14 protein-coding genes are annotated in these 14,228 nt (G+C 51.7%); 7 read left to right on the plus strand and 7 right to left on the minus strand.

The window, feature by feature from the left end; all coding sequences use genetic code 11:
• Positions 1-5: 5 nt before the first annotated feature.
• Genes ACJJI0_RS12450 through radA form a run of 4 tightly spaced genes read right to left on the minus strand, consistent with a single transcriptional unit; the run spans position 6 to position 4,003 of the window.
• Positions 6-794: an ABC transporter ATP-binding protein gene (locus ACJJI0_RS12450; RefSeq protein ID WP_444882821.1), complete on the minus strand. Its 789-nt coding sequence runs from the start codon at positions 792-794 to the stop codon at positions 6-8.
• Positions 795-796: 2 nt separating this feature from the next.
• Positions 797-1,786, minus strand: a complete 990-nt coding sequence (locus ACJJI0_RS12455) for a FecCD family ABC transporter permease (protein WP_252083381.1) — start codon at positions 1,784-1,786, stop codon at positions 797-799.
• Entirely contained in the window at positions 1,776-2,603 is an 828-nt protein-coding gene (locus ACJJI0_RS12460; protein ID WP_444882822.1) for an ABC transporter substrate-binding protein, read from the minus strand. The genes ACJJI0_RS12455 and ACJJI0_RS12460 overlap by 11 nt, the downstream gene beginning before the upstream one ends.
• Positions 2,604-2,608: 5 nt before the next feature.
• Entirely contained in the window at positions 2,609-4,003 is a 1,395-nt protein-coding gene (radA, locus tag ACJJI0_RS12465) for a DNA repair protein RadA (protein WP_444882823.1), read from the minus strand.
• 264 nt (positions 4,004-4,267) lie between these two features.
• On the opposite strand from radA, the gene ACJJI0_RS12470 reads away from it, so the two are divergent.
• From ACJJI0_RS12470 to ACJJI0_RS12500, 7 genes are all read left to right on the plus strand, one after another.
• Positions 4,268-4,711 carry a pseudoazurin gene (locus ACJJI0_RS12470; RefSeq protein ID WP_444882824.1) on the plus strand — a complete coding sequence of 148 codons (444 nt, stop codon included), beginning with the start codon at positions 4,268-4,270 and terminating at the stop codon, positions 4,709-4,711.
• Between the two features lie 13 nt (positions 4,712-4,724).
• A complete protein-coding gene (locus tag ACJJI0_RS12475) occupies positions 4,725-5,522 on the plus strand; it encodes an oxygen-binding di-iron domain-containing protein (RefSeq protein WP_252083385.1) in 798 nt (265 codons plus the stop codon).
• Between the two features lie 177 nt (positions 5,523-5,699).
• On the plus strand, positions 5,700-6,038 hold the full coding sequence (locus ACJJI0_RS12480; RefSeq protein WP_444882825.1) for a hypothetical protein: 339 nt from the start codon (positions 5,700-5,702) through the stop codon (positions 6,036-6,038).
• A 115-nt stretch (positions 6,039-6,153) separates the two neighbouring features.
• Positions 6,154-6,645 carry a DUF411 domain-containing protein gene (locus ACJJI0_RS12485; RefSeq protein WP_444882826.1) on the plus strand — a complete coding sequence of 164 codons (492 nt, stop codon included), beginning with the start codon at positions 6,154-6,156 and terminating at the stop codon, positions 6,643-6,645.
• A gap of 9 nt (positions 6,646-6,654) precedes the next feature.
• The gene (locus ACJJI0_RS12490; RefSeq protein WP_444882827.1) at positions 6,655-8,403 is read left to right on the plus strand and encodes a copper resistance system multicopper oxidase; all 1,749 of its coding nucleotides are present in this window, start codon (positions 6,655-6,657) and stop codon (positions 8,401-8,403) included.
• Positions 8,400-9,194: a copper resistance protein B gene (locus ACJJI0_RS12495; RefSeq protein ID WP_444882828.1), complete on the plus strand. Its 795-nt coding sequence runs from the start codon at positions 8,400-8,402 to the stop codon at positions 9,192-9,194. Before ACJJI0_RS12490 ends, ACJJI0_RS12495 begins: the two co-directional genes overlap by 4 nt.
• Positions 9,195-9,485: 291 nt before the next feature.
• On the plus strand, positions 9,486-10,397 hold the full coding sequence (locus ACJJI0_RS12500) for a copper resistance protein B (RefSeq protein ID WP_444882829.1): 912 nt from the start codon (positions 9,486-9,488) through the stop codon (positions 10,395-10,397).
• A gap of 170 nt (positions 10,398-10,567) precedes the next feature.
• Here the strand turns inward: ACJJI0_RS12500 and ACJJI0_RS12505 are convergent, their stop codons facing one another.
• The 3 genes from ACJJI0_RS12505 to ACJJI0_RS12515 all read right to left on the minus strand — a co-directional run bounded on the left by ACJJI0_RS12505 (position 10,568) and on the right by ACJJI0_RS12515 (position 14,170).
• On the minus strand, positions 10,568-11,407 hold the full coding sequence (locus tag ACJJI0_RS12505; RefSeq protein WP_444882830.1) for an alpha/beta hydrolase: 840 nt from the start codon (positions 11,405-11,407) through the stop codon (positions 10,568-10,570).
• Positions 11,408-11,961: 554 nt separating this feature from the next.
• Complete coding sequence (locus ACJJI0_RS12510; protein WP_444882831.1) at positions 11,962-12,756, minus strand: SDR family NAD(P)-dependent oxidoreductase; 795 nt, start codon at positions 12,754-12,756, stop codon at positions 11,962-11,964.
• 337 nt (positions 12,757-13,093) lie between these two features.
• Positions 13,094-14,170: an MBL fold metallo-hydrolase gene (locus tag ACJJI0_RS12515; RefSeq protein ID WP_444882832.1), complete on the minus strand. Its 1,077-nt coding sequence runs from the start codon at positions 14,168-14,170 to the stop codon at positions 13,094-13,096.
• Between the last annotated feature and the right edge of the window lie 58 nt (positions 14,171-14,228).

Here is a 14,228-nt window from a genome sequence, read left to right on the forward strand (position 1 = left end):
AATTTCTAGCCACTGGATTTTCGCAACAAATCCAGTGGTACAAAGTCTGCGATACCATCGCGCCAACGGAATTCACAACTCACCCCGTAGGCTTCGCCAATCAACGTCGGGGTCAGTACCTGTTGCGGTGTTCCCTGAGCTAACAATTCTCCATCCAGCATCAAGAGAATCCGATCGCAAAAGCGCGCCGCCAGGCTGAGGTCGTGCAGTGCCAACACCACGGTTTTGCCACTGTCGGCCAGGCTGCGGAAGTTCTGCATCAGCTGAAGTTGGTGACGGATATCCAACGCCGCAGTGGGCTCATCGGCGATCAGCAGCGGTGCCCGCCCCACTAACAGGCGGGCCAATTGCACGCGGCGCAGCTCGCCACCGGATAATTGAGTGACCGGTCGCTGGGCAAATTCCTGCGCATCGACCAATAACAACGCCTGTTGAATTCTCTGCTCGCGATCTGGCAGGCGCCCCCAGGGCAGTAAACCCAAGGCCACCATATCCGCCGCACTGAGAGACCAAGCCGGAGTTTCCGACTGCGGTAGGAAAGCCCCCAGCCTCGCGCGCTGGGATGCCGGCAATTGCCCCGCATCGAGACCATTCAGCTCAACATGACCCGCATCGGGGGACAAGACGCCCGATAAACACTGCAACAGGCTGCTTTTGCCGGCGCCGTTGGGGCCCACCACGGCGGTCAGCTCGAAGGGCTTGAATACACAATTCACGCCATGCAGGACACTCTTGCGCCCCCGCTGCAATTCCAGCGCAACGCAGGTGGCCTCAATAGTTTTCTCACTAGCCATATTCACAACCACTGCCCCCTGCGCGCCGTCAAAATCAGCCAGAAGAAAAAAGGTGCACCGATAAAAGCGGTGACCGCGCCAATGCGCAGCTCCTGCGCGCCGACAAAATTAATCACCAGAATGTCTGCCAGCAGCAACAGCAGCGCTCCAGCTAAAGCGCTGATCCACAGTAAACGGGCGGGGTCCTGGCGCACCAGAGGGCGCACCAGGTGCGGCACCACCAATCCGACAAAACCGATGGTGCCAGCTACTGCCACGGCACCACCCACGGCACTGGCGATGCCCAGCAAAATAAGAAAGGGATAGGCGCGGCTCTGGAAACCCAAGGAAGCCGCACTGTCTTCACCCAAGGCCAGCGCGCGCAAATAATTGCGTGTGAAAAACAGGCACAGCACCCCCACGGCCAAAAAGGGCAATGCCAAAAACAGTTGGTCCCAGCCGCGATTGGCCAGCGAGCCCATCAACCAGAACACCACCTCCTGCATAGCGAACATGCTCGGCGCATAGTTAAGCGCCAGTGCAATCAGTGCCGATAGGAAAGCGTTAATGGCCACCCCCGCCAACACCAGCCGTCCGGCACTGGCGCCCCGCCCCGCCAACAACCACACCGCCGCCGCCGCGCTAAAGGCACCACCAATAGCCAGAGCCTGCAACAACCAACCGGATTTCCAGGCTGCGCCGTAATAGAGAAACAGTACCGCCGCCAAAGCCGCACCGCTGGAAACACCGAGCAGCGCCGGCTCCGCCAGAGGGTTACGCAACATCCCCTGCATGGCGGCGCCCCCCATCCCCAAGGCAGCGCCCACCAGTATTGCCAACAGGGCACGGGGCAGTCGCAATTGCCACAGAATCACCGCATCGCTGCTCTGGCCACTCCAGCCCTCAGCCAGCGCATTGGAAAGGTCCACCGAAACCGGGCCACTGCCCAGTGCCCCGAGCAGGGCCAGCGGCAGGGCCGCCAGCAATAGCAAAACCGCGTTTTTATTGTACAAGCGCTTCTCTCTTATCCATCAACTGTTGCAGTGTATCCACCACCGCCAGTACCGGGCACAGGCTCAGCTGCTTCGGCAGGGTATAGGTGCGGCCGCTATCGATATAGCGCTGAAGTACCGGGTGGCGCGCGGCCAGGTAAGCCAGTGCGAAATGCTGCTCGCTGCCATAGAACACCAACAAATCCGGTTGCAGGGCAATCACCTCTTCCAGGCTGATCCGTGCCAGTCCCTGAGTGGTGGCGAGATTGTCAAAACCGGCGCGCTGCAGCAACTGGTGCTCCAGCATGCCGCTGCCGTAAGTGATGTTATTGGCAGAGAGAATCACCGCACTGGCGCGCTGTTTAGCAGCGGGCTGATCGAGTAGTTGTGCCAACGCGCGTTTCTGCTCTTGCAGCGAAGGAAGCGGGCCCAGTACGGCTTGCAAAGCACCGAGTTGTTGTTGCAACTGCTCCAGACTGTAGGCATCGGGGATGGTCACCACATTCATACCCAGTGCCTGCAGCCGCTCAGCCGCACGCTGGGCACCGTACTGCCCGGCAAGCACCAGATCTGGCTTTAATGGCAGCAGCTCCTCGGCGCGGGCGCGATTGAGCTGAACGTGTTCGGGAATCGGCAGGGAGCGATACTGTTCGGCGACGGACAGCCAGGTCAGAGAGGCAATATCCGCAGGTTGTGCCCAGTTCAGCAGTACTTGGTCCAGACACAGGTTCAACGAAGCAATGCGCTCATAGGCCTGAGCTTTGGCGGCCAGAATGAACACTGCACCGAGTAATAGTTGCCAGCAGAGAAGATGACGCCTGGACGTGCGGGTACTCATCCGACTCAGCTCATGTCGATCACGGCAAGGGCTTCCGCCAGGGTTTTTACCGAATGCATTTCCATACCCTCGATATCGTTTTTCAGGCGATTGGCGGCGGGCACTATCGCTTTGCGAAAACCGTGCTTAGCGGCTTCGCGCAGGCGCTCCTGGCCCGAGGGCACGGGGCGGATCTCACCGGAAAGTCCCACCTCACCGAAGACCACCAGATCCCGCGGCAACACCCGATTGCGAAAGCTGGAAACAACTGCCAGCAAAAGAGTCAGGTCGGCACTGGTTTCCATTACCTTGACGCCGCCTACCACATTGATAAACACATCCTGATCGCCGACCAAGACGCCGCCATGGCGGTGCAGCACCGCCAGCAGCATATTCAGGCGGTTCTGGTCGAGGCCCACCGCCACCCGGCGCGGATTACCGAGGCTGCTGTCATCCACCAGTGCCTGCAGTTCCACCAGCAGCGGCCGGGTGCCCTCCCACACGGAAGTCACCACCGATCCCGCGGCGATCTCCTCGGCGCGCTGCAGGAAAATAGCGGAGGGATTAGAAACTTCTTTAAGGCCCTGCTCGGTCATGGCAAATACCCCCAGCTCATTCACCGCTCCAAAGCGGTTTTTATGGGCACGCAGGGTGCGGAAGCGAGAGTCGTGAGTACCTTCGAGCAATATGGAGCAATCAATAATATGTTCCAGCACCTTGGGGCCTGCCAAACTACCGTCTTTGGTGACATGGCCCACTAAAATCAGCGCAGTACCAGTCTGCTTGGCGAAGCGGGTCAGGTAAGCAGCACTCTCACGCACCTGGGCCACCGAGCCCGGAGCAGACTGCACATCGCTCATATGCATCACCTGGATAGAGTCCACCACCATCACGCGTGGATTGACTTCTTTTGCCGCCAGGCAGATGCGCTCCACATCAGTTTCACTGAGGAGCTGCAGGGAATCGGTGGGCAGGCCCAGGCGTTTGGCGCGCATAGCCACCTGCTGAAGAGATTCTTCACCGGTGATATACAGCGCCGGCATTGAAGTAGCGAGGTGGCACAGAGTCTGTAGCAATACCGTGGATTTACCCGCCCCCGGGTGGCCCCCGATCAGCACCACCGAGCCCGGCACCAGACCGCCTCCCAGCACTCGATCCAGTTCCGAGGCGGAAGTGGGAATACGCGGCAGCTCACTCAGGTCGATTTCCGAGAGCTTCTGCACCTTGCCAGCACCGGCGGCACCGGCATAGCCACTCTGGGCATCGGTGAAATTGGCCGCGCGGCTGTCTTTGTGCTCCGGCCCCAAACGCACTTCAGAGAGACTGTTCCAGGCACCGCAAGCACTGCACTGCCCCGCCCACTTTGTATAGTCAGCGCCACATTCATTGCACACATAGGCAGTTTTGCGTTTAGCAGCCAAGGTTACTCCCCCAAAGCGTCACCCAGTCAAATTGGCGCACAGTTTACCCCTTATCTCCCTTCAGAGGGCAGCGCTTAACAGACAGATATGACTCTCCTTTACCCAAGTGGTGTATTGGCACTTTTTCCCACTTTCTCTGGGATCTGCGCGATTGATCTAGATCAATTCTTCGTATTTTCACCGGGCTAATATCCGGCGCGTCTCGCCTCCTCCTATAGGCAGAGTCATTACAACATCACCGACTACTCAAAACAGGAAGTAAATATGTCGTCTATTACTCTTCGCAGTGCGCTTCTCGCACTCGTCATGGCCTCGACGTCCGCCCTGGCAGCAGATCACGAAGTTAAGATGCTGAACCAGGGCAAGGACGGCATGATGACTTTCGAACCCGCGTTCCTAAACGTTGCAGTGGGCGATACTGTCACCTTCCTGCCCACCGATATGGCACACAACAGCCGTTCCGTACTCTCCCCAGCCGAGGGCGACAGTTGGAATGGCGGCATGGGTGAGAAAGTCAGTGTGACCTTGAATAAGGAAGGCGTTTACCTGTACCAGTGCGATCCGCACCTGCCCTTGGGCATGGTCGGTGTAATTCAGGTAGGCCAGGCCGGCAACTTGGAAGATGCCAAGAAACACGCTCAAGGAATGAGTGAACGTATCGCCGTCAACAAGGAGCGCCTCAGCCAGTACCTTGAACTAATTAAATAAGAGAGGCCGCGGCGTGGACATTTTATTTGAGCAAGGCCCTCACCTGGTTGCGCGTTTCTGCGATCTGGTTAAAGAACAGAATGGCAGCGATGGAGTGCAGGCCAACCAGTTTGTGATTCGCCGCGGCACCCAAGGTGCGCTAATTGATCCCGGCGGTGATCTCACCTACACACCCCTAACCATTGAACTCAGCCGCCACCTGAACCTGAGCGATCTGGAATATATCCTGGCCTCGCACCAGGACCCGGACATCATTGCCTCACTGCCACGCTGGATGCTGCACTCGCGCTGCAAGGTAGCGGTATCCAAACTGTGGTCGCGCTTCCTGCCCCACCTAGTGTCTGGCTTTGTCGCCTCACGTGCCGGTAGTGAACGTTGGCAGGACCGTATCATTCCCATCAGTGACAAGGGCGAGGTGCTGCCTTTTGCCGACAGCGAAATCTGGGCCCTGCCCGCACACTTTATGCACTCCTGCGGCAACTTCAGTTTCTACGATCCGGTTAGCCGCATCCTGTTTTCCGGTGACGTGGGCGCCTCTCTCGGTGGAGAGGAGGGCGAAGTCATCGATTTTGATGCGCATATTCCATCCATGGAAGGTTTCCACCAGCGCTATATGGGAGGCAACTGGGCCTGTCGTCTGTGGGTGAAAATGGTGCGAGAACTGAACCCAGCCATGATTGTGCCTCAACACGGCGGGTATTTTGCCTCTGAGGAAGTTAAGGGAGGCTTCCTGAGCTGGTTGGAGCGATTGGAATGTGGACCCGATCTGCTGCGACATCAGGACTATCGCTTGCCGCTGAGGAAACCCTAAAGACCTGTCTAAAGGACAGTCTTTACAAGCGATAACCCTGTAGGCTCCGAATCAATACAGGCATAAAACCAAGGGAGAGCGGGACGCTTTCCCTTAACCTCCTCCAACCTCCCGCTGTGCTTGCGCCCCCTGCTGCCCACACATACACTGACCGACATACTTCTCCTGGCCTGCTTTATGTACATTGCCTACCTTCGCACCTTGTTGCTGATACTGCTGTTGGCCTTCGCCGGCCTAGCATCGGCCGTGCCCTGTGCGGAACCTGCAGATATGCTGAGCATGGAAAGCAGCGAACAGGGCCACTGCGAAGCGGATAAAGCCGATGATTGCCACAGTGAGCACCGCGGTGACTGTGGTATCGAATGCGGCTGCTGCCCGGGATTGAGCAATAGCCTCGCCGTAATCTCCGCCAATATCCCGAATTTTTCGCGGCCAATTTCCCTGGCAACTGCCCACACAGTATTTAAACCTTCCCCCGACCCGGAAAGCGCCCTGCGGCCTCCTATTGCCACCTGAGCCTCGGCTCCAGCAATAAACTTCGCCGATAAATCTTTTTTGCCCGCCACTAGCTGCACCTATGCTGCACTGACGATGTGGTGGGTCAGTTGATATGAATGACAGGAGTAATTCCATGTACCGATCTTTTTTAGCCGCAATTGCCGCGCTTGTTACTACATTAGCCCTCAGTGCTTGTGCCGAACCCACCGAGCCCAAAGAATCTCAAGCGCAGAACCTAACTACCTATAAATCCGCTACCTGTGGCTGCTGCAAAGTTTGGGTGGACCACGCTCGCAACAGCGGCTTCGAAGTGGTGGCAAAGGATGTCGATGACCTCAACGGCGTCAAAAAACAGCACGGAATCGAACCCCGCTACCAGTCTTGCCACACCAGTGTGTCCAAGGAAGGCTATGTTTTCGAAGGGCATGTGCCAGCCAAGCTGATTCAGCAATTTTTGCAAAGTCCGCCTCAGGGTGCGCTGGGGCTGGCTGTGCCCGGTATGCCTCTCGGAAGCCCTGGCATGGAGATGGGCGATCGCTTTACCCCCTACCAGGTAATGCAGTTAAACAAGGACGGCAGCAGCGTGGTTTATGCAGAAATCAACGCGGCCGGAGAACAGTTCTGAGGACTGTCGATGACAAAACCTCCGCGGTGCGGCTCGGTTTCGCGCCGCACCTTTGTAACCGGAATCAGCGCCGGCATGGCCCTGCTGGGCATGCCCGGCTCCCCTACCCCCGCCAGGGCGCGAGTCCCCCCTCCCACGACTTTAACTGGCGAGAATTTCTCCCTGCGGGTAGACCAAAGGGCAGTCAACCTGACCGGACAACCCCACAACGCAATTTCAGTTAACGATTCTATTCCCGGCCCAATCCTGCACTGGCACGAGGGGCAAACTGTCACTCTCAATGTCCTCAACCAATTAGATAAAAACACTTCGATTCACTGGTATGGCATCAGGGTGCCCAATCCTATGAATGGTGTACCAGGGCTCAATTTCTCCGGTATTAGGCCCGGGGAAAATTTTCGATACCGCTTTAAAGTCACACAAAGCGGAACTTACTGGTATCACAGTCACTCCGGCTTCCAGAGGCAGCAGGGACTCTACGGTGCTATCGTCATCGATCCAGCTGTGGGAGAGCCGGTGACCTATGACCGGGACTATGTAGTGTTGCTCTCCGATTGGAGCGATGAATCCCCCCAGCTGATTTATTCAAACCTGAAGAAAGATGGCCACTATTACAACCGGCGCCGCCACCGCACCACCACAGATCTCTGGCGAGATGTACGCGCGAAAGGCATAGAGCAAACCTGGCGTGAACGACACCCATGGAACTTCGCAGGCATGTCTGATCGAGATGTGTCTGATGTCACAGGCTACACCTACAGCTACCTGATCAATGGACAAACTCCGGAAGACAATTGGACTGCCCAATTTGCCCCCGGTGAGAAAGTACGGCTGCGTTTTATCAACGCCTCTGCCATGACAATCTTCGACCTACGCATTCCCGGTCTGGATATGACCGTGGTGACTGCTGATGGCCAGAATATTCAGCCGGTGAGAGTGGATGAATTCCGCCTAGGTACTGGGGAAACCTACGATGTGGTAGTTAGGCCCAGTGGCGACAGAGCCTACACCCTTTTTGCCCAGGCGATCGATCGCGGCGGTTACGCTCGCGGTACCTTAACGCCCGCTCAGAGTCTTTCTGCCGAAGTTCCCCCCATGGATCCAATCCCTATTCTCAATAAGCGCGATATGGGATTCACCCGTGCCAGTGGTGCTAGAGCTGCTGATAGACAGCCCACTGCAGAAGAAGGCAATGCCAAACTGGCCCCCGCTGGCCTGGGAAGCCATAGCCCCATCATCCACCAGCCAACAGAAAAGGGCCATGGCGTAGCCCTGCGCGTGCTCGCTCCCCAAAATGGAATGGATGATCCCGGTGTTGGACTCCGTGAACACCAGCAGCGTTACAACCGCCGCATCCTAACCTACAGGGATCTTCGCAGTCTCACACCATCATTAGACCAACGCCAACCGCAGCGAGAACTACAACTACATCTCACCGGTAATCCAGCTCGTTACCTATGGTCCATTGACGGTGTTAAATATAAAAACGCCACACCAATATTATTGGCTTATGGCGAGCGTCTACGTATCACTCTGGTGAACGACACCCTACTCACCCAGCCCATGCACCTGCACGGTTTATGGAGTGAGTTGGAAACTGGTGACCGAGAGTATCTACCTCGCAAGCACACGGTGATGGTGCAGCCCGGTGCCAAGATCAGTTACCTAGTAAATGCCGATACCCGGGGGCGCTGGGCATTACACTGCCAAATGCTTTATCGCACATACGGTATTTTCCGAGAGGTGCGCGTGGTATGAGGCGCACTCTCTGTACCAAAGCGACAGTGATAATAATTGTTACCCTGTGCTTGCAACTGGGTTTTCAAGCAGCTAAAGCGCAAAATCGGGAAGACCAGCACCACAGCTTCCAAGCCCCCTCAAAAGGATCAGTCGCTGGAGAGGACAATGGTATGGCCGGGGAGGGGGACAAGCCGGTAGCCAAACTCAGCCTTGACCAATTCGAACGGCGCGGTATGAACGGCGCGGCAATCGAAGGCGATTTCAGTTATGGAGATGACGTCAATAAAGTAGTGCTGGAAGTAGACTTTGAGCGGGGAGGAGGAGAAACGGAAAAAAATGAGCGATGGCTGGTCTACAGCCGATCCATTTCCAAAGATTGGAATTTCCTCGCCGGCTTCCGACACGACCTACAGCGGGAAACTACCAGCCGCAATTGGCTGGCGATTGGGCTGGTTGGAGAAACCCCTTACTCATTAGAAATGGATGCAGTGCTATTTCTGGGAAGGAACGGCAGTACAGCTTTTCGCCTGGAAGGGGAATATGATGCAAAGCTCGCAGAAAAAGTGAGCCTTATTCCGCGCCTGGAGCTGAATTTCTTTGGCCAAAATGATGAAATCGCTGGCAGTGGCAGCGGATTGTCTCAAATAGAAATAGGATTGCGTCTACTCTACGAAATTCACCCTAAATTTTCCCCCTATATCGGCGTTCACCATGAACGAGTTGTGGGCAATGCCGCAGATTTTGCCCGTGAAGAAGGGGAAAAGGTATATAGCACCGTGTGGGTTGTCGGTTTTCGCGCCTGGTTTTAGTTCCCGGTTCTATAAAAAATTCTGTTCACAACAAACTATCCGCCAAGTAAATGCAGCAGGAAACCAGAATTTTTCTTGGCTTACAGTCGCAATTCACACTTTTTCTTAGGATTCATTAATAGAGAGATTTTATCAAATTTGAAAGATTAGAAAGGCAATATGCTTATACTGGTAAATATTCCTTACAACAAGCAAACTCAAAACTTTGTAAAATGGCAGAATACAGAAACAACTTCTATTAAATGTATGAAATTATTACATCAGGAAGAAATGGTATAGAAAGGGCAAAAAGTGTCGTACATAAACACTTCAGCTCTACACTTTATTCACTCACCATATCTGCAGCAAGATTTCTCCTCATTGAACCTCATAGGTCGCACCAAGCCTATATGGGGTAACCGGGAGTCCAGACGATACGCAAGTGAAATTCTTCTACGTAAAGTATCAATAACTCCAGCGATTACTATTTCCTTACTAATGGGGATGCTCGCTATCGAAGGACAATCCCAAGAGGATTTACATCATGGCCTTCAGTATCACTCCACATCTGGAAGTAACAATGATGCAACCCTAGGAGAAGACAAACCCATCGCCAAGCTCAGCCTTGATCAATTTGAATTACAAGGTAATAACGGAGCCACCATTGAGGGGGACATCAGCTATGGTACAGACCAAAGCAAGCTATCCGCAGAAGTAGACTACGAGCGCTCCAACGGGGAGACCGAGGAGAATGAGCTATGGGGCATTTACAGCCACGCAGTTTCTGCTAATTGGAATATTCTCGCAGGCATTCGTCATGATTTTTACCTGGAGAATACCAGCCGCAATTGGTTTGCAATTGGTATTATTGGCGAGACCCCCTACTCATTTGAAATGGACGCTGTATTTTTCCTTGGTAGAAGCGGCAGCACTGCCCTTCGCATAGAAGGGGTTTATACATTTAAACTCTCAGAAAAGTTCAGTTTAGCACCCCGTGCAGAATTTGATTTTTTTGGGCAAAATGACAAAAGTTCAGACGGAGGGTCTGGTCTATCTGAAATAGAAATTGGCATACGTTTACGCTATGAACTTCATCCGAAATTCTCCCCTTATATTGGCATACATCAATATCGCAATATCGGAAAAACTGCAGACTTTGAACGCGAAGAGGGAGAAAAAGTATACGATACCGTGTGGGTTCTGGGGTTTCGAGCTTGGTTATAAACCAAAGATCATTCCCCCTTAGCTAACATTGGCACTATTAAAATAGCGGCACCTCTGAAAATTTACCATTTTCACCCTATGAACCTTAAATCTTTATGTGCCCAACATCAAACAGGATGGCAAGAATAATTCGCAGAGGTGCAAAAAAGGTCAGCCAAGCAGCTAAAGCGTTAATCTTCTTTAAATATTTCCCTAATTCCGAAATTGTAACCCACCACTGGAACCGTTAGGTGATTCTCCCCCTTAAATACCTTTTTCGACAATTTAAGGCTAGGATAATTGCGCGACTCTAACCTGCGCACAAGTTGCTTCATATCCTTCACCATAAATCCCTCTTCCTTACCGACAAACATGAATATATGCTTCTCCATATCTATATTATTTTCTGCATAAGTTCGTTCCTCGGCAAAAATCACTTTATCATCCCACCAGATACTAGGGCTTGCTACAATATAACGGTGAAAACTTTCTGGCTGAGTAAACAAAGCATGAAGAGCAAATAATCCCCCCAGAGAATGCCCCATAAAGGTCTGGTCCTGTTGATCAGCAGGGAAAGCATTGCTAATAAAGGGCTTTAACTCTTCGTTAATAAACTCAAGAAACTGATTCGCACCACCCCCCTGAATCTCCCCATCCATCTCCACAGCAGTTGGTGTCAAATCGAGACGCCGTAACTTCCCCAAACTATCATCAACATAATCAATGCCTACAAAAATAAAAGCCGGAATCTTTCCTGTTACACTCTGCTTGAAGAAATTTGGAGCCATCATTGGAAAATCGAGATAACCATCCACCATATAAACAACTGGATATTTAACGGTATCGTTCTCTGGATCGTATTCTTTTGGCAATAGAACATCAATTTGATACTGACGCGCCAAGAGGTCTGACTGGTAATAAAAAGACAATATTTCGCCACGAGTAAAAGAGACTGGCTCGGCAGTTCCTGCAGACACCGCCCCCACAGAAACGACAAGTATAAAAACAACCGTTGACAATAATATTCGCATAAACTTTCCCTAGCTGAATGAAATTACTATCACCAATGCAATCAGCGACACCCCAGTTTTTAATTCAGAGCAAACCATAATGTCAACTTAGACACAAAAATTAATAGCCATGTAAATAGACAGGCATAAAACTCACATTTATTTAAAAACAAAAAATTCGCGGAGTGTAGCCTTTCATAGCCTCAAGTAAAGATAAACCAACACAACATACTACAACTTTGCAAAATAAGACATCATTGTATCTTTTGAGACAACTTACCCAGGATCCACTCTAATCTTTACCCTATGCGTTGAATATGGCGACACACCCGATTCTCAAATAGCCTAAAACCAATACCCAAAACTACGGTTACTAGCTACAAGAAAATATTGAATCACCATTTTAACCCCGGAAATTTAGGCAACCTTTACTAACTGAAGCGTAAAAATACCACTCAGCGGCAACCCAGTATTCTGACTCTCCAGAGTCAGCAGGAATATATTCTTCCCAGATTATCAATAAGGCCCACAGCAAGGCCAAGTGGATAATCCAGCTCTAATAAAATAGCGAAATTTTATGTCTTTTCATTACTTACAATACGCTTAAATACTTTCCCAGATAGACGCAGCAGCTGCGCTCGGCTCAATAGTCGAGAAAGTAAAACAAGTGCCCATTTTTGCTTACCTGACAGTACATAACTTTTTTTGGAGAAGAATGCTTTTAGCCCTATTTGAGCGACGTACTCAGCAGTTTCGTAAATACTCTCATCCACCTTGACTTGATTATTCGCCACCTCAGCAAAGTTTGTCTTGGTTCCACCGGGGCAAAGGCAGGTTACTGTTACACCTGTTCCTTGTAGTTCATTGTGCAGAGCTTCCGAAAAATTCAGTACGTAACTTTTGGATGCAGAGTAGACGCCAGCATAAGGTACCGGCACCAGGGCTGCTCCAGAGGCAACATTAATGATACCGCCTGTTTTTTTAAGCCTCATCTCTGGTAGATATAAGTAACAAAGCTCTGTAAGGGTGTTAATATTGAGCTGCAACATATCCCTATAGGTTTCAAGAGTGAAGCTTTCAAAGCTTCCCCACTTGCCTAAACCTGCGTTATTAATGAGAATGTCAACTTCAATACCCATCTCTTTAGTTTTATCGAAGAGCTTTTGCGCAGATCCTTCCACACTTAAATCCATAGGAATAAAGCTTGTATCTACTGGGTATGACTCATTAATTTTTGTTGCGATATTCGATAAGGAGTCTTCAGATCGAGCCACCAAAATTAGGTTTGTACCTCTTTTAGCACATTCATACGCAAATGCTTCGCCGATTCCCGAAGAAGCTCCCGTAACCAATACAGTCTTTGATTTCATTTACTACTATCCCAATACAACTCAAATCCTATTTATTTAGGAAAATATCGGCCTGTGAGTTTCTCTTACCGCAACATTGATAAAAGCATCCGATTGCAAATACGATCGCCAAACCATTCGCGAGTGAGATCCATTTTTAAAGGGGCAGTATCTTGATCCTTTAGGTCGCCCATTCGATCACGACATCGGGCAGGTGTGTAGATAAAAAACCCTTTACGGCCCGTGCTCAGTCAGAGCCCTTGCCCATAACCCACGAAGCTCCAGTTATCAATACAAATTGTTTATCCATCTGCACTTCCCTCTTGAAAGAAACTCAACTGAATTGGCAAGATCGTATTTATGGTTGAGTAGCCAGATCGATCTGCACTTCAGCTATAAACTTCCTCCACCAGGCCTGTGTCGGGGCGGGCGTACGCACATTCACCGGAGCACCGATAACAGGCGTAAGAACTGTTGCCCCATGAGTTTCTGCGGCCACTGACGCGCGCTCTAGGGGTTCAAACCAATCGTGCAAGGCAAGATCAAAAGTACTGTTGTGGATAGGAACCATGGCACGGCCACGCAAATCCAAATGAGCCTGCACACTCTCCTCCGGTAGCATATGGACTTCACTCCACAGATCGTTGTAAGCACCGGTTTCTATCAGGGTTAGATCAAAGGGCCCGAAGCGCTCCCCGATTTCCCGAAAGCCACCGAAATAACCACTATCACCGCTAAAGAAGATTCGTGCCTCGTGCCCTGCAATTACCCAGCTGGCCCATAAAGTTTTATCCCTATCAGTTAGGCCGCGCCCGGAAAAATGTTGCGCCGGAGTGGCCGTAAATTGCAGACTCCCTATTGAAAAGGACTGCCACCAGGCCAGTTCGATAATCTTGCCTGAAGCGACCCCCCATCCCCGTAAGTAATCGCCTACCCCTGTAGGAACAATAAAGCGTTCAACTTTCTTATCCAGCGTGCGCACGCTGGTTTTATCCAGGTGATCGTAGTGATCATGACTGATTATTACGGCTTTTAACGCCGGCAGATCTTGTAGAGAAAAAGGTAGCGGATGGAAACGTTTCGGCCCCATCCACTGTACTGGTGAAGCCCTCTCACTGAATACCGGGTCAGTAAGCACAAACTCCCCATCAAGATGGATCAAAACGGATGAGTGCCCCAGGCGATAGATCGTTGGCTGACCCTCATTAGTTGTGAGTACTTCCTTTGTGATCGTCTGTAGGGGAAGAGGTACTCTAGGTACCGGTGCCGCCCTGTCAGCACGGGCATAGGCTGCAATGATGTCCACCATCTTACCCAGCCCCGCTTTATAAACGGTCTCCGTGTTTTGAAACTTTTGCGGCTGTGTAGCACAGCTATTAAATAGACCAACGGACATACCTATCACTCCTAGTAATAACCACCAGCGCTTCTTCATAGATGCCACCAAGTAAACTATACAGTGCAGTTTATTGCCGACAGAAGAAAAAGTAAAC

The organism is Microbulbifer mixtoriginis (SeqCode), assembly GCF_052466695.1.